The following is a 23,452-nucleotide window of genomic DNA, read 5'->3' on the forward strand; positions in this document are numbered from 1 at the left end:
TATTCCTTAAGGTTAAATTAATATTCTAACCTTAGAATTTCACTCCAAATGGCAAAATAGACATAACGCTCCCTATGACAAATATTAGCGAATAACTGGGAAAGATATTCAATGACCGAAGGAAAAACCATGTCAGACTTTTTGCCTTTTTCACGTCCGGCAATGGGTGTGGAAGAACTCGCCGCGGTTAAAGAAGTTCTCGAATCAGGATGGATCACTACCGGTCCGAAGAATCAGGCACTTGAACAAGCCTTTTGCCTGTTAACGGGAAATCAGCATGCCATCGCAGTCAGTTCAGCCACTGCCGGAATGCACATCACGCTGATGGCGCTGGGGGTTGGTGTTGATGATGAAGTCATTACTCCCTCCATGACCTGGGTTTCAACTCTCAATATGATCTCCCTGTTGGGCGCAACACCGGTGATGGTGGACGTTGATCGCGATACGCTGATGGTCACGCCTGAAGCGATCGAAGCGGCCATTACGCCTCGTACCAAAGCGATCATCCCGGTGCATTATGCCGGAGCGCCGGCAGATATTGACGCCATTCGCGCCATTGGTGAACGCTACGATATCGCAGTCATTGAAGATGCCGCCCATGCCGTCGGTACAAATTACAAAGGTCAACATATTGGCGCGAAGGGCACCGCTATTTTTTCATTTCACGCCATCAAAAATATTACCTGTGCGGAAGGTGGATTAGTCGTTACTGATGACGAAAATCTCGCTCGCCAGTTACGCATGTTGAAATTTCATGGTCTGGGTGTCGATGCATACGACCGAAAAACATGGGGTCGCGCACCGCAGGCTGAAGTATTAACACCAGGCTATAAGTACAATCTGACCGATATTAACGCCGCGATTGCTCTGACGCAGTTGAATAAATTAGAGCAACTAAATACCCGTCGTCGAGAAATTGCCCTGCAATATCAACAAGCACTGGTGGATCTACCCTTCCAGCCTCTGAAGCTTCCCACATGGCCACATGTTCACGCCTGGCATCTGTTTATTATTCGTGTTGATGAACAACGTTGTGATATCAGCCGCGATGCGTTGATGGAAGCACTGAAAGAAAGAGGCATTGGCACTGGGTTACATTTCCGCGCAGCTCACACGCAAAAATATTATCGTGAGCGTTTTCCCACGCTGTCGTTACCGAATACCGAATGGAATAGCGAACGCATCTGTTCGTTGCCGCTTTTCCCGGATATGACCACCGCCGATGCCGACCGCGTCATCACAGCCCTTCAGCAACTCGCAGGACAATAAGCCATGTTTGACATCCACCCTGTTAAGAAAGTCTCGGTGGTTATTCCCGTTTATAACGAGCAGGAAAGTTTACCGGAATTAATCAGGCGCACCACCGCAGCCTGTGAATTGCTGGGCAAAGAGTATGAAATACTGCTGGTTGATGACGGCAGTAACGACAATTCTGCGCAAATGCTGGTCGATGCCTCACAAGCAGAGGGCAGCCATATTGTGTCTATTTTGCTTAACCGCAATTACGGACAACATTCGGCAATTATGGCGGGTTTCAGTCACGTTACCGGCGACTTAATCATTACTCTTGATGCCGATCTCCAGAATCCGCCAGAAGAGATCCCCCACCTGGTGGAAAAAGCCGATGAAGGTTACGACGTGGTAGGGACTGTGCGCCAGAACCGCCAGGACACCTGGTTTCGTAAAACTGCCTCGAAGATGATTAACCGACTGATCCAGCGCACCACCGGCAAAGCGATGGGCGACTACGGCTGTATGCTGCGCGCTTATCGTCGTCATATTGTCGATGCCATGTTGCACTGCCATGAACGCAGCACCTTTATTCCGATTCTGGCGAATATCTTCGCCCGCCGCGCCATTGAAATTCCGGTACACCATGCCGAGCGTGAGTTTGGCGAATCAAAATACAGCTTTATGCGCCTGATTAATTTGATGTACGACCTGGTGACCTGCCTCACGACCACACCGTTACGTATGCTTAGTCTGCTTGGCAGCATTATTGCGATTGGTGGTTTTAGCATTGCGGTACTACTGGTGATTTTACGCCTGACGTTCGGACCGCAGTGGGCGGCAGAAGGCGTCTTTATGCTGTTTGCCGTACTGTTTACCTTTATTGGCGCTCAGTTTATCGGCATGGGATTACTCGGTGAATATATTGGCCGGATCTACACCGATGTCCGCGCCCGCCCCCGCTATTTTGTGCAGCAAGTTATCCGTCCATCCAGCAAGGAAAATGAATAATGAAAGCCGTCGTTTTTGCCTATCACGATATGGGTTGCCTGGGTATTGAAGCCTTGCTGGCTGCCGGTTACGAAATTAGCGCCATTTTTACTCATACCGATAATCCTGGCGAAAAAGCATTTTATGGTTCGGTCGCTCGCCTGGCGGCGGAAAGAGGGATTCCGGTTTACGCGCCGGATAACGTTAATCATCCTCTGTGGGTGGAACGCATTGCCCAACTGTCACCTGATGTGATTTTCTCTTTTTATTATCGCCATTTGATCAGCGACGAGATTTTGCAACTTGCCCCCACTGGCGCGTTTAATCTGCATGGTTCGCTGTTACCGAAATATCGCGGCCGCGCGCCACTGAACTGGGTACTGGTGAACGGTGAAACGGAAACTGGCGTTACGTTGCATCGGATGGTGAAACGTGCCGATGCCGGAGCCATTGTTGCCCAGCTACGCGTTGCCATTGCACCGGACGATATCGCCATTACGCTGCATCATAAATTGTGCTACGCCGCGCGTCAGTTGCTGGAACAGACGTTACCCGCCATTAAACACGGTAATATTCTGGAAATCGCCCAGCGCGAGAACGAAGCCACCTGTTTTGGTCGCAGAACGCCAGATGACAGCGTCCTTGAATGGCACAAACCGGCATCCGTACTGCATAACATGGTGCGTGCCGTTGCCGATCCGTGGCCTGGCGCCTTCAGCTATGTAGGCAATCAGAAATTCACCGTCTGGTCGTCACGCGTGCATTCTCATGCGTCCACAGCACAACCGGGGAGCGTGATTTCTGCTGCACCGCTGTTAATTGCCTGTGGCGATGGTGCGCTGGAAATTGTCACCGGACAGGCGGGCGATGGAATTACTATGCAAGGTTCGCAATTAGCCCAGACGCTAGGGCTGGTTGAAGGTTCAAGACTTAACAGTCAACCTGTTTGCACCGCCCGACGCCGTACCCGGGTGTTGATCCTCGGGGTGAATGGCTTTATTGGCAACCATCTGACAGAACGCCTGCTGCGCGAAGATCATTATGAAGTCTACGGGTTGGATATCGGCAGCGACGCCATTAGTCGTTTCCTTAATCATCCGCATTTTCACTTTGTCGAAGGTGATATCAGCATTCATTCTGAATGGATTGAGTACCACGTCAAAAAATGTGATGTCGTATTGCCGCTGGTGGCGATTGCCACACCGATTGAGTATACCCGCAACCCGCTGCGCGTATTTGAACTCGATTTTGAAGAGAATCTGCGCATTATCCGTTACTGCGTGAAGTACCGTAAGCGAATTATCTTCCCGTCGACCTCGGAAGTTTACGGGATGTGTAATGATAAATATTTCGACGAAGACCATTCTAATTTGATCGTCGGGCCGGTGAATAAACCGCGCTGGATTTATTCGGTATCAAAACAATTGCTTGACCGGGTGATTTGGGCGTACGGCGAAAAAGAAGGATTGCAGTTTACCCTCTTCCGGCCGTTTAACTGGATGGGGCCACGGCTGGATAACCTTAATGCAGCGCGAATTGGCAGTTCGCGCGCCATTACACAACTCATTCTAAACCTGGTAGAAGGATCGCCAATTAAGCTGATTGATGGCGGAAAACAAAAACGCTGCTTTACTGATATTCGGGACGGCATCGAAGCACTGTTTCGCATTATCGAAAACACGGGAAATCGCTGTGATGGCGAGATTATTAATATCGGCAACCCCGATAACGAAGCGAGCATTGAAGAACTGGGCCAGATGCTACTGGCAAGCTTTGAAAAACATCCTCTACGCCATCACTTCCCACCGTTTGCAGGCTTTCGCATCGTCGAAAGTAGCAGCTACTACGGTAAAGGATATCAGGACGTGGCACATCGTAAGCCTGGCATCCGCAATGCCCGCCGCTGCCTGGATTGGGAACCGAAAATTGATATGCAGGAAACCATCGATGAGACGCTGGATTTCTTCCTGCGCACTGTCGATCTTACGGATAAATAATCATGATCAAAGTGGGCTTACGCATTGATGTTGATACCTTTCGCGGCACCCGCGAAGGCGTGCCGCGTCTGCTGGAAATCTTGAGTCAGCATAATATTCAGGCCAGCATTTTTTTCAGCGTCGGCCCCGACAATATGGGCCGTCATCTCTGGCGGCTGGTGAAGCCGCAGTTTTTGATGAAGATGTTGCGATCAAACGCAGCGTCGCTTTATGGCTGGGATATTCTGCTGGCAGGCACTGCATGGCCAGGAAAAGAGATTGGCCACGCCAATGCCGACATCATTCGTGAAGCGGCTAAACACCACGAAGTTGGCCTGCACGCCTGGGATCACCACGCCTGGCAAGCCCATAGCGGTAGCTGGGATCGGCAAACGATGGTGAACGATATCGCGCGTGGTCTTCACACACTGGAAGAGATTATTGGCCAACCGATAACCTGTTCCGCCGCCGCTGGCTGGCGAGCCGATCAACAGGTGATTGAGGCAAAAGAAGCGTTCCATTTGCGCTACAACAGCGATTGTCGCGGAGTAATGCCGTTTCGTCCGTTGCTCGAATCAGGAAAACCGGGTACAGCACAAATCCCGGTGACGTTACCCACCTGGGATGAAGTCATTGGCCGGGATGTGAAAGCGGAAGATTTTAACGGCTGGCTGCTCAACCGCATCCTGCGAGAGAAAGGGACGCCGGTTTATACCATTCATGCAGAAGTCGAAGGCTGCACTTATCAGCATTATTTTGTCGATCTTCTGAAACGTGCCGCCTGTGCAGGTATTACGTTTTGCCCTTTAAGCGAGTTGTTATCAGAGACTTTGCCACTCGGGCAAGTTGTCCGCGGAAGTATTGCCGGACGTGAAGGCTGGCTCGGTTGCCAACAAGCTGCGGGAACTCGTCCATGAAATCTGTTCGCTATTACGCAGCATTCTTTGCGTTTATCACTGTCTATTATCTCTTGCCGATTAATTATCGTCTGCTCTGGCAACCCGATGAAACGCGTTATGCGGAAATCAGTCGGGAAATGCTGGCCTCCGGCGACTGGATTGTGCCCCATCTGTTAGGGCTACGCTATTTCGAAAAACCCATTGCCGGATACTGGATCAACAGTATTGGGCAATGGCTGTTTGGCGCGAATAACGTTGGTGTGCGGGCAGGCGTTATCTTTGCGACCCTGTTAACCGCCGCGCTGGTGGCCTGGTTTTCTCTGCGTTTATGGCACGATAAGCGTCTGGCACTACTCGCCGCAGTGGTTTATCTCTCGCTGTTTATTGTCTACGCCATCGGCACTTATGCGGTGCTCGACCCATTCATTGCATTCTGGCTGATGGCGGGAATGTGCAGCTTCTGGCTGGCAATGGACGCGCAAACCTGGAAAGGCAAAAGCGCGGGATTTTTACTGCTGGGGTTAACCTGCGGCATGGGGGTGATGACTAAAGGTTTTCTCGCCCTCGCCGTACCGGTATTGAGCGTGCTGCCGTGGGTAGCCATGCAAAAACGCTGGAAAGATCTCCTTATTTACGGCGGACTGGCTGTTGCCAGTTGCGTACTGACTGTTCTTCCCTGGGGGCTGGCAATAGCACAACGGGAGCCTGACTTCTGGCATTACTTTTTCTGGGTTGAACATGTTCAACGCTTTGCGATGGATGATGCCCAACATAAAGCCCCGTTCTGGTACTACTTACCTGTCATCATTGCCGGTAGCCTGCCGTGGCTGGGATTGCTCCCCGGCGCGCTGCGCGCAAGCTGGAAAAACCGTCGTCATTCCGCAACCGTCTATCTCTTGAGCTGGGCGGTGATGCCGCTGCTGTTTTTCTCTGTCGCCAAAGGTAAATTACCGACCTATATTCTCTCCTGCTTTGCGCCTCTGGCAATGCTGATGGTGCATTACGCTTTGCTGGCAGCAAAAAATAATCCTCTGGCGCTGCGGATTAATGGCTGGATTAACATCGCTTTTGGCGTCACTGGCATTATTGCCACGTTTGTTGTTTCGCCCTGGGGACCAATGGGCACGCCTGTCTGGCAGACTTTCGAAATCTATAAGGTCTTTTGTTCCTGGTCGATTTTTTCGCTGTGGGCATTTTTCGGTTGGTACACCTTAACGAATGTGGAAAAAAACTGGCCCTTTGCGGCGCTTTGTCCGTTGGGGCTGGCGTTGCTCGTGGGATTTGCGATCCCCGACAGAGTCATGGAAGGGAAACACCCGCAGTTTTTTGTTGAGATGACGCAAGAGTCACTCCAGCCGAGCCGCTATATTCTTACTGATAGCGTCGGTGTTGCCGCTGGTCTGGCATGGAGCCTGCAACGCGACGACATCATCATGTATCGCCAGACGGGTGAATTGAAATATGGTCTTAATTACCCGGATGCGAAAAGCAGATTTGTCAGCGGCGATGATTTTGCCAAATGGCTAAATCAGCATCGACAGGAGGGGATTATTACACTCGTGCTTTCGGTTGACCACGATGAGGATATCAACCGTCTCGCCATTCCACCTGCAGATGCCGTCGATCATCAGGGGCGTCTGGTGCTCATTCAGTATCGCCCCAAATGATCTGGCTGATTTTAGTCTTTGCCAGCCTGCTTAGCGTAGCCGGGCAACTCTGCCAGAAACAGGCAACTCGCTTTGTGGCGGTAAGTAAACGGCGCAAACATATTGCACTGTGGCTGACGCTGGCATTGGTGTGCCTCGGGCTGGCAATGGCACTCTGGCTACTGGTATTACAGAACGTGCCGGTAGGCATTGCCTACCCGATGTTGAGCCTGAATTTTGTCTGGGTGACGCTGGCAGCAATAAAACTGTGGCACGAACCGGTGTCTTTTCGCCACTGGTGTGGGGTGGCATTCATTATTGGCGGCATTGTGATCCTGGGGAGTACGGTGTAATGGGCCTGATGTGGGGATTATTCAGCGTCATTATTGCTTCCGCTGCACAATTAAGTCTGGGTTATGCGGCGAGTCATCTGCCGCCGATGACGCAATTATGGGATTTTATCGCAGCGCTTTTTGCTTTTGATTTCGGTGCCCGAATGCTGGTTGTCGGCCTGGTTGGTTATCTGATCTCCGTTTTTTGCTGGTATAAAGCGTTACATCAACTGGCACTCAGCAAAGCCTACGCCTTACTGAGTGTAAGTTATGTACTGGTATGGATTGCATCAATGATACTTCCCGGCTGGGAAGGAACTTTTTCGCTGAAGGCTATGCTGGGCGTAGCCTGTATTATGTGCGGATTAACGCTGATTTTCATGCCGATTGCAAAACAACGTTACTGATGTTTTTCACCAGATTTACACTGTCGTTCCCACTCATCAGGACTATAACTGCTTGCCGAGAGGACTTTCACCGTGTGCTGCTTTTCCCGGTTAATGCAATAAAGCGCATCCTGTAGAGGAGAAAGCAGGTCACCTGATTTAACGCTAAAGTCAGTTTGCACTTCAGCAATCATTCTTATCGTGCCGCCAGCATCACAAAGCTTCAGTATGTGTCTGTTATCTTGCTTATCACTGCACGATTTTTTGACCAGCCATTCCATTGCACCATCCTGTTTAATAAGAACTTTCACATTAATTTACAGATTAACAGATAAACTCTTTATCAACGGCAATGGAATGGCAAAAATGAGGAGTGAAACGGATGCTCCATTACTGCTGGCGTTGAACCCACACTTTTAACGCCTGGCGTGAAATCTTAATACCACCGTTTTTCAACTCTGGCGGCAGCATAAGCCAACGCACTGGTTGCTGAAAACGCGCCAGCTTGTCTTTCACCCATTCGCTAAGATCAACACTTTGCTGGTCATACTCCACAACGGCTACCGGTCGATGACCAAACTCCTTGTCTGCAACGGGAACGATAAATACCTGCAAAACCGCCGGATGCGCAGCAATAACCCGCTCCACCTCTTCTGGCTGAATACCTTCGCCGCCGCTAAAGAACAGGTTGTCTAAGCGCCCGACAATAGTCAGCTTGCCATTATGCAGCTCACCACGATCGCGGGTAGCGTACCAGCCTTCATCATTGACCAGCGGCACCAGTTGTCCGTTCCGCCAGTAACCCTCCGCCATGCTGGCAGCCCGTAGCCATACTTCATCCTTGACGATTTTGACTTCCCGCCCCGGCAACGGAAAACCGACATCAGCCAGACCGTCGGCTTCTTTCGCACACACCGTAGAGGCGAACTCTGTCAGGCCATAGCCGCAAAAGCAACGAATGCCCTGCCCGCGTGCCTGCTCCGTCAGTTCGACCGGAATTGCCGCGCCGCCAAGCAACACCGCTTTCAGGGAAACCGAACTGCGATTTACCAGCAATCGCCAGAGCTGCGTCGGCACCAGCGAGGCGTGAGTACAGCCTGCCAGCATTTGTTCCAGCGGTTGTTTGTCGCGTACCGTCATCCGCGCGCCAGCGTATAACCAGCGCCACAAAATCCCCTGACCGGAAACATGAAACAGCGGCAAAGAGAGCAACCAGTCATCGTGCTCACCAAAGGGGATCAGCGATAACACACCTTGCGCACTGGCAAGGTGTGCCTGGCAGGTATGGACAGCGGCTTTCGGCAAACCGGTGGAACCAGAAGTTAAGGTCATGGAGCACAAACGCTGCGGCTGCCACGAGGCAACGTATGCGCCTTCTCCTACCTGAATTTGCAGCGAAGTTAACGCCGGAAACGTGTTTTCTCCTTCCGGCACCAACGCGAATTGCAGAGTAAGATTGGGCAACAATTCCTCAAGCAACGGTTGCGGAAGCTGTGGGTTTACGGGCAGAACTCGCGCCCCACATTGTAGTAGCGCCAGCCAGACGAGCAGCGTTTGCGGTGTATTCCATGCCCGCAACATCACCCCGCTGCCTGCAACCACACCCTGCGCCACAAAACCCGAAGCCAACTCATCGACGCGACTACAAAGCTCGCGCCAGTTGAGTTGCTCGTTATTGAGACGCAAGGCAATGGCTTCTCCCCGCACTTGCCGCCAGTGACGCCACGGCCAGTCAGAGAAGATCATAGCAGCCGCTCCAGTGCATCCACTTCCACTAACGGCAGCGGGCTACCCGGCCAGCGACGAACCTGCTGCGCCTGCATCAGATCCAGCGTATCCAGCCCCGGAATAGTGTCGGGCGTTAACCAGGCGGCAACCCGCGCCAGTTGCGTTAAACCTAAACTCGACTCGATGGAAGAACTGATCACCGCCGTCAGCCCCAGCGCGTGGGCTGCCTGCACCTGTTCACGCACTTTCTCCAGGCTACCGGTTAGCGTGGGCTTGATAACCACAGCCCGAACCCCTTCTTCTGCCACAAAGGCAAAATCCGCCTCACGCAGACTTTCATCCCAGGCAATAGCGATGCCGGTTTCACGGGCAAACGCGCGCGAATCATCACGGGTTTTGCACGGTTCTTCAAGGAAGGCGATGCGGTCGCGGTAATCAGGGTTGACGTATTTCGCAAACTGCTGACCCTTCAGCGGCGTCCAGGCGCGATTTGCGTCAAGACGCAAATGCAGATCCGGAACCGCTTCCAGCAACAGATTCACCACCATGCCGTCGCGCACCGCTTCGTACAATCCCACTTTGACCTTCGCCACTTTCTCACCAGGCATATCGGCAAGTTTGAGGATCAGGTCGTCGGGATCGCCATTACACAGCGGCGCTGCACGGTAATTGGCTGCCTGCGGCAACGCATCAGTAAGCTCCGCCAGCGCACAGCTCACACCAAAGGCGACGGAAGGCATCTGCGGTAGCTCGCAATCACCTGCCAGCCAGTTATTTACCCAGGAAAGCAGCACGCTCTGCGCTTCTTCCCAGGTTTCCTGACTGAAACCCGGCAGTGGGGAGATCTCTCCCCACCCTTCACGCTCGCCCTCACGCAGGCAAACATACAGCCCGTCGCGGGTTTTTAACCGCCTGTCGCGCAGAACCACCCCCGCGTCCATGGGGATCTGCCAGCGGTATACCTGCGCGCTACGCATTACGGATTCCGTTTGAATTTGCTGAAATCAGGCTGACGTTTCTGGTTGAAAGCGTTACGACCTTCCTGACCTTCTTCCGTCATGTAGAACAGCATGGTGGCGTTACCTGCCAGCTCCTGCAGCCCCGCCTGACCATCACAGTCAGCATTCAGCGCGGCTTTCAGGCAGCGCAGTGCCATTGGGCTGTTTTGCAGCATTTCGCGACACCAGCGGACGGTTTCTTTTTCCAGATCCGCCAGCGGTACAACGGTGTTCACAAGGCCCATATCCAGCGCCTGTTTGGCGTCGTACTGACGGCACAGGAACCAGATTTCACGCGCTTTTTTCTGCCCGACAATGCGAGCCATATAAGAAGCGCCCCAGCCACCGTCGAAGGAACCAACTTTCGGACCAGTCTGACCGAAAATAGCGTTTTCAGCCGCAATGGTCAGGTCGCACATCATATGTAGAACATGACCGCCGCCGATGGAGTAACCTGCAACCATCGCGACAACCGGTTTCGGACAGGTACGGATCTGACGCTGGAAGTCCAGCACGTTCAGGTGATGTACGCCGGAGTCATCTTTATAGCCGCCGTAGTCGCCGCGCACTTTCTGATCGCCGCCAGAGCAGAATGCTTTATCGCCTGCGCCAGTCAGAATAATTACGCCGATGTTATCGTCATAACGCGCATCCGCCAGCGCCTGGATCATCTCTTTTACCGTCAGAGGACGGAAGGCATTGCGCACCTGCGGACGATTAATGGTGATTTTTGCGATACCGTCGGTGGATTTTTCATAACGAATGTCCTCGAAACCTTCGGAACAGTCGTGCCATTCAACCGGTGCGTAAAGCATTGCTTCATCAGGATAAATCATATTGTGTCCTTTAGTCAGAAACGCAAGATCTGCGCCAGACTTGCGATTACGCCAGCGGGATTTTCCCGGTGCGCGTTATGTCCGGCGCGAGGAATGACATGGCAGTCGGCAGCCAGTTCCGCTGCCAGAGCGCGGAATTTGCTGTCACGTTCACCACATAAATAATAAAACGTAAATGTGCGGGCGCTAAGGTTAGCACGTAAATCAGGCTGGACGGCGAGAGAAGTAGCCTCCAGCATGGCGGCAAGAGTTACACCGTTATTGTTGCTGCGCAGTGCCACCAGCTCCCGGCGTTGCTCATCGTTGAGCGAGGCAAAAACAGGCTGTTGATACCAGTCGGTAAATACCGCGGTTAACGGTTCTGAGCGAAAACGCTGCGCCCAGCGGTGATCGGAAAGCTGACGTTCTGCACGTTGTTCAGCACTTTGCAGCCCTGGATGCCCGCCTTCGACAATCACCCCACCAATCCCCGGCATCCCCTGACAAGCCGCCATCATCGCCACGCGTCCACCGAGGGAGTATCCCACCAGCCAGTAATTTAGTATGTTGTAACTAATAAGGGTGTTATGCAGCAAATCGGTGACATCAGCAAAACCATCAACGCTGATAGCCATTGAACCGCCGTGTCCGGGGAGATCCACATACAATCGCGAGTAGTCCGTAAACGCCTCGCCCACTTCCTGCCATTCGCGGCAATCTCCGGAAAAACCGTGCAGAAAAACCAGCCAGGGTAAACCTGGCTTGCCGTGTTTTGCCTGCGCATGCAGGATCATAAATGGCTTACCTGCGCCAGCAACTGCTGGAGTGTTTGCGCACCATCAGTATCGTTAACGACCATTTCAATCACGGTGGTGGTCGGGGTGCGCCATGCGCCAGCCAGAGCCGATTCAAACTCATCCCAGTTTTGCGGGCGATGATATTTCAGTTCGAACATGGCGGCAGCGTGCTCAAAATGAACGTTCTGTGGCATTAAATAAAAACGCTCACGCTCGCTTTTTGGTGTGGGAAGTAGCGAGAAGATTTGCCCGCCGTTATTGTTCACCACAATTAATACCAGCGGCGCGGAAACCTGGCGCAACAAGGCCAGCGCGTTCAGGTCGTAAAGCGCCGAGAGATCGCCAACAATCGCCAGTGTCGGTTTACCGCTCGCCCGCTGAACGCCAGCGGCGGTCGAGATCAGACCGTCAATACCGCTGGCTCCACGGTTGCTGTAAACCGGGTAACCTGCCGGAAGTTGCGAGAGTGCGTCGATCAAACGCACCACCAGGCTGTTACCGACAAACAGTTGCCCCTGTTCCGGTAGGTATTCGCTGATGCGGTGCGCCAGTTGCGCTTCGCCAAATGCATCGCGACGGGTAACAACTGCCTGCATCGCCTGTTCAGCCAGACGCGGGATCTCCACGCACCAGGGCTGACGTTTTTCAGCCGGATGCAACTCCAGCCAGTCGGTAATATTGGCAATCAGCCGACGTCCACGGTGATGCGCCGGGTCGAGTCGCCCTTCGATGTTATCAACAATCCAGTATTCTTCCGGTTCACAATTCGCCTGCCATTGCAGTAACCGTTTTCCGGTCAGGCTACTACCCACCTGGATCACAATCTGCGCCTGCTGTAACTCGCCAATCGCTTTAGCATTACCTAACCACAAGTCGGCACACGGCAGCGGTTGCCCGGTTTGCGACAGCACGTCGCCAATCAGCGGCCAGCCAAGAGTTTGCGCCCACTGGGCAACTTTTTTGCCCTCTTCCGCACTCATGCGCCCCGCAACCACCACGCCGCGCTTTTGCCGCCAGAAGAACCAGTCGCGCTGTTTTTCGCTCTCCAGCCGAGGGGCTTCACGCAGCCACGGTTTATCATCCTGCCACCAGTCGCCCAGGCGTTGTTGCCACGCCAGCCCCGTGTCGTCCATCTCGCCATACAGCGGTTCGGCAAACGGGCAGTTGATATGGACTCCCCCCGTATGCAGCGTACCTAAAGCGTGATCGATGGTGGAAACCAGCCAACGCGCAGGAATATCCTGGGTCGGGCGTGGTAGTGAAATGCTATGCGTGGGATGAGAAGCGAACATACCCGGCTGGCGAATCGCCTGATTCGCACCGCAATCAATCAGTTCCGGAGGACGATCGGCGGTTAACAGGATCAGTTTTTCTCCAGTTAACCCAGCCTCAATCAGCGCCGGATAGAGATTCGCTACCGCCGTGCCGGAGGTCACAATCACCGCCACCGGCTGTTTGCTGACCTTCGCCAGCCCCAGCGCCAGATGTCCCAGCCCACGCTCATCAAAATGGGTGTGATGAATGAATGCGGAATTTTCCGCTGCCGCCAGAGTTAATGGCGTAGAACGAGAGCCAGGGGCAATGCAGACGTGTCTGACGCCGTGACGTGTTAATGCTTCCAGAATGACCGCCGCCCAGCGTCGGTTAAATGCGCTTACTGACATGAGTTTGTCCGGTATCAATATTGCGGCTAAGTATAGAGAGCTACAAAATTAGATTATTGATATGAATCGATAATGATGCGACTCATTACTATTCCATTTGTAATAAAGTCCGCAGTCCTGCCGCTTTGTTGTCGATTTCCTGCCACTCTTGCTCGGGATCTGAGCCACGGACAATACCTGCTCCGGCATACAGACGCACTACATTGTCACTGATTTTTGCCGAGCGCAGGGAAACGCAGAATTCACTTTGTTGTAGAGAAAGATAACCCGCAGAGCCAGCGTACCATTCACGGGTAAACGGTTCGTGTTGCGCGATAAACTGCCGCGCCAGATCGCGCGGTAAGCCTGCTACGGCTGCCGTTGGCTGCAACTGATGCAAGCAAACCTCGTCATCTGCTTTATTGAGTGAAGTCCAGATGCAGCGACGCAGATGTTGTACTTTTCGCAGGCGAAGTACCTGCGGCGGCAAAATATCCAGTGTCTGGGTATCAGACTGTAATCGCTGGCAGATATCTTCCACCACCAGCATGTTTTCACGTTGGTTTTTATCATCCGCCATCAGCCACTCGGCCAACCGCTGCGCCTGTTTATCGTCGGGGTGATTTGCCACCGTTCCGGCAAGGGCTTCAGTGCGCAGCGCTTTGTCACGCCGCCGCCATAGTCGCTCAGGCGTTGAGCCGAGAAATGCGCTTTCGCCATCAAAGCCCATGTAGAAATGGTAACAGTTAAGATTCAGTCGACGGCTGGCAGCCATCATTGCCGCCGCATTGACCGGACTTGCAAAATGCAGATCTGTCGCCCGCGCCAGTACGACTTTATCCAGCTCACCTTCCGCAATGGTGTCGGTCGCCAGTTTAATTAACCGCGTCCAGCCCGATTTGTCTGGCCAGTGGTTTTCTTGTGGAGTGGTTAAATGCAACGCGGGCAACGGTTTGGTATTCGCCAGTGTAGTAATGAATTCTTTTGCCTGATTTGCGTCATTCTGAAGGGACGTTTCGCTGAAAAGGGTCAGGCGAAAGCTCGCTTTTCCCGCACAGCGCCGCCATTCCAGACGCGGCAAAAGTAAATGACCTTGTGACGGGTCAAACGCATTCAGCCCCCAAATGCGTAAGTCGGGATGTTCCGGGTACTGACGAAGAAAACGTTGTGCCTGGTCCAACGACGTAAAGCTGGCAATCGCGCCCAGCACCGCGGCCTCTTCATCACCATTACGTTGTTGCCAGTAGAATTGCGGATACGTTTGCTGACTGGCCAACCAGCTTAAAGCATCAAAAGCGTCATTAAGGGGGAAAGGAACATCGAAAACCCGAATGCCGGGTGTCGCCGGAATCTCTTGCGACAAATGGCGCAGTAGATTTCCCAGCGCCGTAGTAAGTGATTGCACGCGGACCTCTCCCTGTTAAAAGCCTCACATTATACGGGGTACTGCACAAAAAATGCAGTACCCCAGTGTAGGGAGGTTTTAACGGCGTGCCAGCAACAGTCCTAATACCAGTCCAACGGCCGCGCCCACACCAATCCCCTGCCAGGGTTTTTCATGGACGTAGTCATCGGCACGATATACCGCCTGCTTCGCCCGATAGTAATAGCTGTCGGAAGCCTGACTTACCCTTTTTTTCACATCATCCAGCGCCTTTTCTGCCCGCGCCTTTAGCTCAACATATTTTTGATCGGCGGGATCGCCAGAGGAGCGTAGCACCTCTTCCAGTGTTTCACTCAGTAACGTCAGGTCGTCATCGATACGTGTATCACTAAATTGATTAGACATTCTCGTTCTCCATTTACGTAAAACCTGCCACTAACTATAGACAACTGTTATCAATCACGCCTGATTAACCTCGCGCGCCATCCCGATATGCGGAATACCATCTTCCTCATAAATATCGGTCACTGGGATGAAACCAAATTGCTCATAAAAGTTTTGTAAGTGCGCCTGCGCCCCCAGATAAATCGCCTTGTCCGGCCAGTGGCGCGTACATGATTCCAGCGCCTTGCTCATCAATTGCTGACCGATTTTTTCGCCGCGTAAGGCTTCGCTGACAATCACCCGACCAATCACCACCGGTTCGAGATCATCATCACTTTTCAGGATCCTCGCATACGCCACCAGTGTCCCGTGATGCCAGCCGAGAAGATGGCGATTTTCTCCTACCAGATCATCACCGTCGATATCCTGATAAGGGCAGTTTTGCTCCACCACAAATACCGCGCAGCGTAGTTGTAATAAGGCATAAAGCTGAGAAACAGATAAATCAGAATGATGCAGATCTTGCCAGTCGATCATGGAAGGCTCCTTTGTGCTGTTTGCTTTATACTAGCTGGAATATTTTCAGCAGCGTGATGAACTCATGGAATTAATTTTTTTAGGTACTTCAGCGGGGGTTCCGACCCGAACACGGAATGTCACGGCAATATTGCTTAATCTGCAACATCCAACGCGAGCCGGGCTTTGGTTATTTGACTGCGGTGAAGGTACACAACACCAGATGTTGCACACGGCATTTAACCCCGGAAAACTGGACAGGATTTTTATAAGCCATTTACATGGCGATCATCTTTTTGGCTTGCCCGGGTTGCTATGCAGTCGTTCCATGTCAGGCATTGTGCAACCCTTAACCATTTATGGTCCGCAAGGTATCCGTGAATTTGTTGAGACAGCGTTACGCATTAGTGGCTCGTGGACTGATTATCCACTGGAGATTATTGAAATTAGCGCAGGCGAAATTCTTGATGATGGCTTGCGTAAAGTGACAGCTTATCCGATGGAACATCCGCTGGAATGTTACGGCTATCGTATTGAAGAACATGATAAACCTGGCGCGCTGAACGCCCGGGCGTTAAAAGATGCCGGTGTACAACCCGGTCCGTTGTTTCAGGATTTGAAAAAAGGCAAAACAGTCACGCTGGAAGACGGTCGGCAGATTAACGGCGCTGATTATTTAGACGCGCCTACACCGGGTAAATCAATCGCCATTTTCGGTGATACCGGCCCTTGCGATGCCGCAATCGACCTTGCTAAAGGTGTCGACATAATGGTTCACGAAGCGACGCTGGATATGGCGATGGAGGCCAAAGCCAACAGTCGCGGCCACAGCTCCACACGCCAGGCGGCGGCACTGGCCCGTGAAGCTGGTGTCGGTAAACTAATCATTACCCATGTTAGTTCGCGCTATGATGATAAAGGCTGTCAGCACTTGTTACACGAATGTCGGTCGATTTTCCCGGCAACCGAACTGGCGAGCGATTTCGCGGTGTTTAGCATTTAAGTCGAAAGCGGTGGTTAGTTGGCAGATTAATTTAATGATGCCAACGCACTTATTTGACGTATTTTTCATCTGTTTGCCGAATACGCTTGATGTCGATATCCGGCAAACAGATTTATCATTTTTAGTTTTGTGAATTGTCCAGACCTTCCGCCAGCCCAATCAGGCGAATAAATTCCGCTCTGTAGCCTTGTTGATCCGGTCCTTTCGCTTGCCGCGCCCACTGTTCGATCTGCTGCCAGGATGTATTATTCAGGTATTCAGAACCGCGCAATTTTTGCCCAAACGCAGCGACTGCTGCGCGAAAACGCATATCTTCTGAAGGTGCGTTTATTGTGGGTGCCAACGGGAATTCAACTAACTGACTTTCTTTTCCCTGCGGGTATTTCCAACGAATCTTTAACCAGGCCAGTTCTTTCGCTTTATCTGATTTCGCTGATTTGTTATCCGGGGCATAGCGTAACTTATCAATTGATGCTTTTTGCCCATTCAGCGTTAATTCGAATAACAACGTTATATGTTTACCTGCGCCAATATCCCCCGCATCAACGTTGTCGTTATTAAAATCCTCCGCCCGAAGTTGGCGCTTTTCATAACCAATCTGACGGTATTCCGTTACCCACGCGGGGTTAAACTCTATTTGCGCTTTGACATCTTTTGCTACGGTAATCAACGTCTGCCGCATTTCACTGTTCAACACTTTCTGCGCTTCAGAGAGAGTATCAATGTAGCTGTAGTTGCCGTTACCAACATCGGCAATTCGCACCATCATTGCCTCGTTGTAATTGTCATCCCCCACGCCAAGCGTCGAAAGAGTAACACCGGACTCCCGCTGTTTTTTGACCATTGATTCAATCGATTTTGGATCGTCAATACCAACGTTAAAGTCACCGTCAGTGGCCAATAAAATGCGATTGATGCCGCCCTTAATAAACCCCTTCGCCGCCTGCTGATAAGCCAGTTCCAGCCCGGCACCGCCATTGGTACTGCCTTCCGCATCCAGCGAATCAATCGCGGCATTAATTTCTGACTTGTGATTCCCTGAGGTAGAAGGCAACGCAATACGGGAGTCGCCAGCGTAGGTTACGATGGCAATGTTATCCTGCTCACGAAGTTCTTTGACCAATAATTTCAACGAAGACTGAATAAGTGGCAAACGTTCACTAGAAATCATTGAACCAGAAGTGTCGATAAGAAAGACCAGATTAGAAGCTGGTAACTCTTCACTTTTGCGATCTTTCGCCAGGATATCAACTTTCAGCAATGTTCGCTGCTCATTCCAGGGCGCAGATGCCAGTTCATAGCGCATAGCGAAAGGTATTGGCTTAGTGGCGGGAACAGGCTCTTTATTATTGCTTTTATCATTAATAACCCAGTCTGACGGAAAATAATTGACCATCTCCTCCACCCGCACAGAGTCTGGCGGAGGTAACAGCTCTTGATTGAGGAAACGCCGTACATTTGCATAGCTGCCGGTGTCGACGTCAAGGCTAAACGTCGCCAACGGGTTTTGCGCTACCTGCTTAACCGGATTATCATCGAACTGCTGGTAGCGAGCTGTTCCTGGATTTGCGATACGTGTAGCTTTTGCTTTAGCCGCTCTTGCAAATGTTGGCGCTTCCTGCAATCGCCCCTGCAAAGCCTGTTTGTCTGAGGATTGTTGCGCTTCATGCTGGGCTAAGGTTTTTGCTTTCGCATCTGCAGCGGCTTTAGCGGCGGCGGCTCTTTGCTCCGCCACTTTTGTTGCCGCTTGTTGCGCGGCAAGTACTTGCTGGTCTGTGGGTGTAGTAGATTGTTGTTGCTGACTTTCCTTATCATCAGATTCCTGCCCACATCCTGACAAAATCAAACTACTAATAAGCAACATGATTATATTTTTATTTCGCATATAAAATCCTTTTAAATAAACTCAGCTACCAGACATAAAATAGACTCTTTGTATAATCCGACCAATCTTAATAAAATACAATCCCGAAACCCATAACAAATAATAATTCAACAACAAAACCTATTAATAATTTGTATATGAAAAAAATAACCTTTCCATTTTTTATATTGTTCTTGCTTTCACTTCCTCTAATTGTTTTTTATCAACCCTGGGTCAATGCATTACCGCCAACGCCCCGGCACGCAAGTCCCGAGCAATTAGAAAAAACAGTTCGTTACTTTACACAAACTGTGCATCCACGTAGTGCTGACAATATTGATAATCTGAATAGATCCGCAGAGTATATAAAAGAGGTCTTTGTCAGTAGCGGTGCCAGAGTTACCGTGCAGGACGTCCCCATTACTGGTGGCCCCTACAAAAACATTGTTGCTGATTACGGTCCTGCCGATGGATCGCTGATTATTATTGGGGCGCACTATGATTCCGCAACCAGTTATGAAAACGACCAATTAATCTATACGCCAGGCGCGGATGATAACGCCAGCGGCGTCGCCGGACTACTGGAGCTGGCACGTTTGTTACAGCAGCAAGCGCCGAAAACAGGCGTTCAACTAGTCGCCTCGCCCTTCTTTCGTAGCGATGAAATGGGGAGCGCGGTACACGCCGCTTCGCTTGAGCGTCCGGTGAAATTAATGATAGCGCTGGAGATGATTGGTTATTACGACTCCGCATCCGGGAGTCAGGATTACCCTTACTCTGTCATGTCCTGGCTTTATCCCGACCGTGGTGATTTTATTGCAGTGGTTGGCAGAATGCAGGATATCAGCGCTGTGCGTCAGGTAAAATCTGCGTTGTTATCAGCAACAGAGTTGCCTGTTTATTCTATTAACGCACCGGGATTTATTCCCGGTATCGATTTCTCCGACCATCTCAATTACTGGCAGCAAGATATTCCTGCCGTCATGATTACAGACACTGCGTTTTATCGAAATAAACAATATCACCAGTCTGGCGATACTGCAGACAGACTCAATTACCAGAAAATGGCGCAGGTAATTGATGGCGTTATTAGTTTGTTGCATAACAGTAAATAATAAAAATTTCTCGAGGCAGCTCCAGAAAAATGACTGCTGTAATTTTATTTTGTGGCATCTGATTTAAGATGCGAAAAATGAAATTCAACGGAGGAAAACAAATGGGAATGATTGGTTATTTTGCGGAAATTAATTCAGAAAAGGTTAACCAACTGCTTGAGTCTACTGAAAAACCTTTGATGGACAATATTCACGACACGCTTTCAGGTTTACGCCGACTGGATATTGATAAGCGCTGGGATTTTTTACATTTTGGCCTGACAGGTACCTCTGCTTTTGATCCCGCGAAGAATGACCCGCTAAGTCGTGCCGTGCTTGGTGAACACAGCCTCGAAGATGGCATAGATGGTTTCCTGGGATTGACCTGGAATCAGGAGTTAGCCGCGACAATCGACCGCCTGGAAGCTCTGGATCGAAGTGAGCTGCGTAAACAGTTTTCCATTAAGCGACTCAATGAAATGGAGATTTATCCGGGAGTGACCTTTTCAGAAGAGTTAGAGGGGCAACTCTTTGCGTCGATCATGCTTGATATGGAGAAGTTGATTAGCGCGTATCGACGTATGCTGCGACAAGGGAATCATGCGCTGACGGTTATTGTTGGGTGATGGTGTCAAAGGCACCATAAAAAACCGCCGAACATGTCGGCGGCTTTCTGACTTACGAACTGACTGCTTACATCAGCGGCATTGCCAAACGTACAATGCTAATCAGCGGTTGCGGCCATACACCCAGCACCAGTACCAACAGTGCGGAGATCAGCACCACGATGCCGCCTGCCGTGTACTGCCAGTCTGACGGTGCATCACGGTTTGGCTGTTCTGAACCATGAAGGTACAGGCTCACCGCCACGCGCAGGTAGTAGTAGAGGCCGATTGCCGAACCGACAACCACAGCGCCCACCAGCCACCACAGGTGCGCCTGAACACCAACCGCCAGCACGTAAAACTTACCGATAAAGCCCAGCGTCATCGGGATACCGGCCAGTGACAGCATCATCACCGTCATCACCGCCGCGAGGATCGGACGATGCCAGAACAGTCCGCGGTAAGAGAACAGGGAATCAGCATCCGGGCCACGATACGGGCTGGACATCAGGCTGACCAAACCGAACGCGCCGAGGCTGCTGAACAGATAACCGGCGAGGTAAACCCCTACCGCTTCCATCGACATCTCGCCGGTTTGCAGCGCAATCAGTGCCACCAGCAGATAACCGAGGTGAGAGATAGACGAGTAACCGAGCAGACGTTTGATATTGGTCTGGCTCAGCGCCATCAGGTTACCGAAGATGATGGAGGCAAAGGCGATAATCGCCAGCACCACGCGAATCGCTTCGCTGTCGCCCACCGGTGCGTAAAGGAACAGACGCATCACCACGCCGAAGATAGCGATTTTGCTCGCCGTCGCCAGGAAGGTGGAAACCGGCGCAGGCGCGCCCTGGTATACGTCTGGTGTCCACAGGTGGAACGGCACCAGAGAAAGTTTGAAGCCGAGGCCGACAATCATCAGGCCAAAACCCGCCAGTAACAGCGGCTCGTTGAGCATACCATCACCGAGGTTTTTACCCAGCGCGACGAACGACAGGTCGCCAGACTGCGCGTACACCAGCGCCATACCGAACAGCAAGAAAGAAGACGCTGCGGCAGAAAGAATGGTGTATTTGATACTGGCTTCCAGCGATCGTTTCTGGCGGAAAGCGTAACCGACCAGGCCAAACAACGGCAGAGAGATCAGTTCGATACCGAGGAACAGAGACGCCAGATGGTTGGCATTCGCCAGCAAGATCCCACCCAAGGCGGCAATTAACACCAACAGGTAGAACTCGTCCTTATTGTCATTATAACCTTCAAGCCACGGGTAGGCAAAAGTACAGGTGGCGAGGCTCGCCAGAAGTACCAGCCCGGTGTAGAGCATGGCGAAACCATCAACACGCATCAGCGGCGTGACGTCCATAGCGCCCGCCTGGCCAACAAACCAGAGCGAAACCAGCGCCGCGTTAAGCCCAATGACCGACAGCGTGGCGTTGAGGAAGTGATTGCGTCGCCACGCAATGGAGAGCATCACAACCACCACCGTCAAGCCGACGATCAGCAACGGTAGCAGTGCGATCAGGTTTTGTGGAGTTATTGTCATGGCGATTTACGGCCTTGTAGTAGTAACGGAATTAACAAACCACTGCTGGATATTGCCAATCGCGGAGTGCGAGGTATCCAGAATCGGCTGCGGCCAGAAGCCCAGCAGTACCAGCAGCACCACCAGCAACAGGATCATAAACAACTCACGCAGCGACATCCCTGGCAGTTCCTGGCTGGCAATCTCGCTTTTCGCCTTACCGAAGTAAGCGCGATGCAGCATTGCCAGCGAATAAACAGACGCAAAGACCAGCCCAAAAGTAGAGATAACGGTAATGACCGGGACGACCTGGAAGCTGCCGAACAGAATCATAAATTCACCGACGAAGTTACCAGTGCCCGGCATCCCAAGCGTTGCCACAGCAAAGAACAGCGACAGTGCTGGCAGCCATTTCATTTTGCTCCACAGACCGCCCATCATGCGCATGTCACGGGTGTGGATACGTTCATAGAGCTGACCGCAGAGAATAAACAGACCCGCCGCCGACAAGCCGTGCGCAATCATCTGAATAACCGCGCCCTGGTAGGCCAACTGGCTGCCGGTATAGATAGCAATCAGCACGAAGCCCATGTGGGAAACCGAGGTGTAGGCGATCAAACGTTTGATATCAGTCTGGGCAAAGGCCATCCACGCACCGTAGAAGATGCCGATAACACCCAGCCACATCGCGATTGGCGCAAACTCTGCCGACGCGTTCGGGAACAACGGCAGGGAGAAACGCAGCAGACCGTAAGCGGCGGTTTTCAGCAAGATCCCCGCGAGGTCAACGGAACCGGCAGTCGGTGCCTGGGAGTGGGCATCTGGCAACCAACCGTGCAGTGGAACCACCGGCATTTTCACCGCAAAGGCTATGAAGAAGCCCAGCATCAACAGATATTCCACACCGCTGGACATTGGCGTATTCAGCAGCTCTTCATAGTTGAAGGTCCAGACACCAGTCGCATTGTAGTGAACGAAGACCAGCGCCAGGATGGCGATCAACATCACCAGACCACTCGCCTGGGTGTAGATGAAGAATTTGGTTGCCGCCGTGATACGCGTTTTACCGTCAGAAGCTTTATGCCCCCACAGTGCGATCAGGAAGTACATCGGCACCAGCATCATTTCCCAGAAGAAGAAGAACAGGAACATGTCGATGGCAAGGAACACGCCGATAACACCGCCCAGGATCCACATCAGGTTGAGGTGGAAGAAGCCCTGATATTTTTCGATCTCATTCCACGAGCAAAGTACCGCCAGCACGCCGAGCAGACCTGTCAGCACGACCATCAGCAACGACAGACCATCAATGGCGAGGTGAATAGAGATTCCAAAACGCGGGATCCACGGCATGTCGAATTCAGACTGCCACTGCGGAATTCCGGCGGATTGCGTCAGTGAATAACCGCCCTGCAACCACAGTTGCAGCGACAGCGCCAGCGTCAATCCCATGGTGATTAGCGCGATCCAACGCGGCACCTTTACGCCAAAGCGTTCGGTCTGCCAGCACAGGAAGCCGCCAATAAAGGGAATTAATATTAGCCAGGGTAGTAACATGGCGATCTTTATTCCTTGTAAAAGTCCCGTCAGGACCGGATTTTCAACGAATTCTCACGACAGAAAATTCACTTCGGATT

The 23,452-nt window shown here is 51.8% G+C and carries 22 protein-coding genes; 10 read left to right on the top strand and 12 right to left on the bottom strand.

Annotation, left to right across the window (positions count from 1 at the left end; translation table 11 throughout):
* Positions 1 to 129 precede the first annotated feature (129 nt).
* The 7 genes from arnB to arnF are packed head-to-tail and all read left to right on the top strand — an operon-like array spanning position 130 to position 7,480.
* Complete coding sequence (gene arnB / locus A1WG_RS19560) at positions 130 to 1,269, top strand: UDP-4-amino-4-deoxy-L-arabinose aminotransferase (RefSeq protein WP_001516764.1); 1,140 nt, start codon at positions 130 to 132, stop codon at positions 1,267 to 1,269.
* Positions 1,270 to 1,272: 3 nt separating this feature from the next.
* Positions 1,273 to 2,241, top strand: coding sequence for an undecaprenyl-phosphate 4-deoxy-4-formamido-L-arabinose transferase (gene arnC / locus A1WG_RS19555; RefSeq protein WP_000459655.1), 969 nt, complete (start codon positions 1,273 to 1,275; stop codon positions 2,239 to 2,241).
* On the top strand, positions 2,241 to 4,217 hold the full coding sequence (gene arnA / locus A1WG_RS19550; protein WP_000649097.1) for a bifunctional UDP-4-amino-4-deoxy-L-arabinose formyltransferase/UDP-glucuronic acid oxidase ArnA: 1,977 nt from the start codon (positions 2,241 to 2,243) through the stop codon (positions 4,215 to 4,217). Before arnC ends, arnA begins: the two co-directional genes overlap by 1 nt.
* A 2-nt stretch (positions 4,218 to 4,219) precedes the next feature.
* The gene (gene arnD / locus A1WG_RS19545; protein WP_000598503.1) at positions 4,220 to 5,113 is read left to right on the top strand and encodes a 4-deoxy-4-formamido-L-arabinose-phosphoundecaprenol deformylase; all 894 of its coding nucleotides are present in this window, start codon (positions 4,220 to 4,222) and stop codon (positions 5,111 to 5,113) included.
* Complete coding sequence (gene arnT / locus A1WG_RS19540; RefSeq protein WP_001516768.1) at positions 5,110 to 6,762, top strand: lipid IV(A) 4-amino-4-deoxy-L-arabinosyltransferase; 1,653 nt, start codon at positions 5,110 to 5,112, stop codon at positions 6,760 to 6,762. Before arnD ends, arnT begins: the two co-directional genes overlap by 4 nt.
* A complete protein-coding gene (gene arnE, locus A1WG_RS19535; RefSeq protein ID WP_000638004.1) occupies positions 6,759 to 7,094 on the top strand; it encodes a 4-amino-4-deoxy-L-arabinose-phosphoundecaprenol flippase subunit ArnE in 336 nt (111 codons plus the stop codon). Before arnT ends, arnE begins: the two co-directional genes overlap by 4 nt.
* Positions 7,094 to 7,480: a 4-amino-4-deoxy-L-arabinose-phosphoundecaprenol flippase subunit ArnF gene (arnF, locus tag A1WG_RS19530; RefSeq protein ID WP_000523874.1), complete on the top strand. Its 387-nt coding sequence runs from the start codon at positions 7,094 to 7,096 to the stop codon at positions 7,478 to 7,480. Before arnE ends, arnF begins: the two co-directional genes overlap by 1 nt.
* On the opposite strand, the gene pmrD is transcribed toward arnF, so the two are convergent.
* The 9 genes from pmrD to A1WG_RS19485 form a co-directional block, all read right to left on the bottom strand.
* Entirely contained in the window at positions 7,474 to 7,740 is a 267-nt protein-coding gene (pmrD, locus tag A1WG_RS19525) for a signal transduction protein PmrD (protein WP_001516769.1), read from the bottom strand. The two genes, arnF and pmrD, sit on opposite strands and share 7 nt — an antisense overlap.
* 109 nt (positions 7,741 to 7,849) lie before the next feature.
* On the bottom strand, positions 7,850 to 9,205 hold the full coding sequence (menE, locus tag A1WG_RS19520; RefSeq protein WP_001516770.1) for an o-succinylbenzoate--CoA ligase: 1,356 nt from the start codon (positions 9,203 to 9,205) through the stop codon (positions 7,850 to 7,852).
* Positions 9,202 to 10,164, bottom strand: coding sequence for an o-succinylbenzoate synthase (gene menC, locus A1WG_RS19515; RefSeq protein WP_001255642.1), 963 nt, complete (start codon positions 10,162 to 10,164; stop codon positions 9,202 to 9,204). The genes menE and menC overlap by 4 nt, the downstream gene beginning before the upstream one ends.
* Entirely contained in the window at positions 10,164 to 11,021 is an 858-nt protein-coding gene (menB, locus tag A1WG_RS19510; protein WP_000640000.1) for a 1,4-dihydroxy-2-naphthoyl-CoA synthase, read from the bottom strand. The genes menC and menB overlap by 1 nt, the downstream gene beginning before the upstream one ends.
* Before the next feature lie 14 nt (positions 11,022 to 11,035).
* Positions 11,036 to 11,794 (bottom strand): 2-succinyl-6-hydroxy-2,4-cyclohexadiene-1-carboxylate synthase, encoded by a 759-nt coding sequence (menH, locus tag A1WG_RS19505; RefSeq protein ID WP_001516772.1) that lies wholly within the window; start codon positions 11,792 to 11,794, stop codon positions 11,036 to 11,038.
* Positions 11,791 to 13,461 carry a 2-succinyl-5-enolpyruvyl-6-hydroxy-3-cyclohexene-1-carboxylic-acid synthase gene (gene menD / locus A1WG_RS19500; protein ID WP_000116403.1) on the bottom strand — a complete coding sequence of 557 codons (1,671 nt, stop codon included), beginning with the start codon at positions 13,459 to 13,461 and terminating at the stop codon, positions 11,791 to 11,793. The genes menH and menD overlap by 4 nt, the downstream gene beginning before the upstream one ends.
* Positions 13,462 to 13,549: 88 nt before the next feature.
* Entirely contained in the window at positions 13,550 to 14,845 is a 1,296-nt protein-coding gene (gene menF, locus A1WG_RS19495; RefSeq protein WP_001516773.1) for an isochorismate synthase MenF, read from the bottom strand.
* 78 nt (positions 14,846 to 14,923) lie between these two features.
* A complete protein-coding gene (elaB, locus tag A1WG_RS19490; RefSeq protein ID WP_000070671.1) occupies positions 14,924 to 15,229 on the bottom strand; it encodes a stress response protein ElaB in 306 nt (101 codons plus the stop codon).
* A gap of 54 nt (positions 15,230 to 15,283) precedes the next feature.
* A complete protein-coding gene (locus A1WG_RS19485; protein ID WP_000568147.1) occupies positions 15,284 to 15,745 on the bottom strand; it encodes a GNAT family N-acetyltransferase in 462 nt (153 codons plus the stop codon).
* 64 nt (positions 15,746 to 15,809) lie between these two features.
* Between A1WG_RS19485 and rbn the strand changes: the two genes are divergently transcribed.
* A complete protein-coding gene (gene rbn / locus A1WG_RS19480) occupies positions 15,810 to 16,727 on the top strand; it encodes a ribonuclease BN (protein WP_000420121.1) in 918 nt (305 codons plus the stop codon).
* A gap of 121 nt (positions 16,728 to 16,848) precedes the next feature.
* On the opposite strand, the gene A1WG_RS19475 is transcribed toward rbn, so the two are convergent.
* The gene (locus A1WG_RS19475; protein ID WP_016242524.1) at positions 16,849 to 18,612 is read right to left on the bottom strand and encodes a vWA domain-containing protein; all 1,764 of its coding nucleotides are present in this window, start codon (positions 18,610 to 18,612) and stop codon (positions 16,849 to 16,851) included.
* Positions 18,613 to 18,749: 137 nt separating this feature from the next.
* Between A1WG_RS19475 and A1WG_RS19470 the strand changes: the two genes are divergently transcribed.
* Positions 18,750 to 19,706, top strand: a complete 957-nt coding sequence (locus A1WG_RS19470) for a M28 family metallopeptidase (protein WP_016242525.1) — start codon at positions 18,750 to 18,752, stop codon at positions 19,704 to 19,706.
* 101 nt (positions 19,707 to 19,807) lie between these two features.
* Positions 19,808 to 20,311, top strand: coding sequence for a YfbM family protein (locus A1WG_RS19465; protein ID WP_000525379.1), 504 nt, complete (start codon positions 19,808 to 19,810; stop codon positions 20,309 to 20,311).
* A gap of 67 nt (positions 20,312 to 20,378) precedes the next feature.
* On the opposite strand, the gene nuoN is transcribed toward A1WG_RS19465, so the two are convergent.
* Both nuoN and nuoM read right to left on the bottom strand, forming a co-directional pair.
* Complete coding sequence (nuoN, locus tag A1WG_RS19460) at positions 20,379 to 21,836, bottom strand: NADH-quinone oxidoreductase subunit NuoN (RefSeq protein ID WP_001516776.1); 1,458 nt, start codon at positions 21,834 to 21,836, stop codon at positions 20,379 to 20,381.
* Between the two features lie 6 nt (positions 21,837 to 21,842).
* A complete protein-coding gene (gene nuoM / locus A1WG_RS19455; protein WP_001516777.1) occupies positions 21,843 to 23,372 on the bottom strand; it encodes an NADH-quinone oxidoreductase subunit M in 1,530 nt (509 codons plus the stop codon).
* Positions 23,373 to 23,452 lie beyond the last annotated feature (80 nt).

The organism is Escherichia sp. KTE96, from assembly GCF_000408525.1.
Lineage (GTDB): Bacteria > Pseudomonadota > Gammaproteobacteria > Enterobacterales > Enterobacteriaceae > Escherichia > Escherichia marmotae.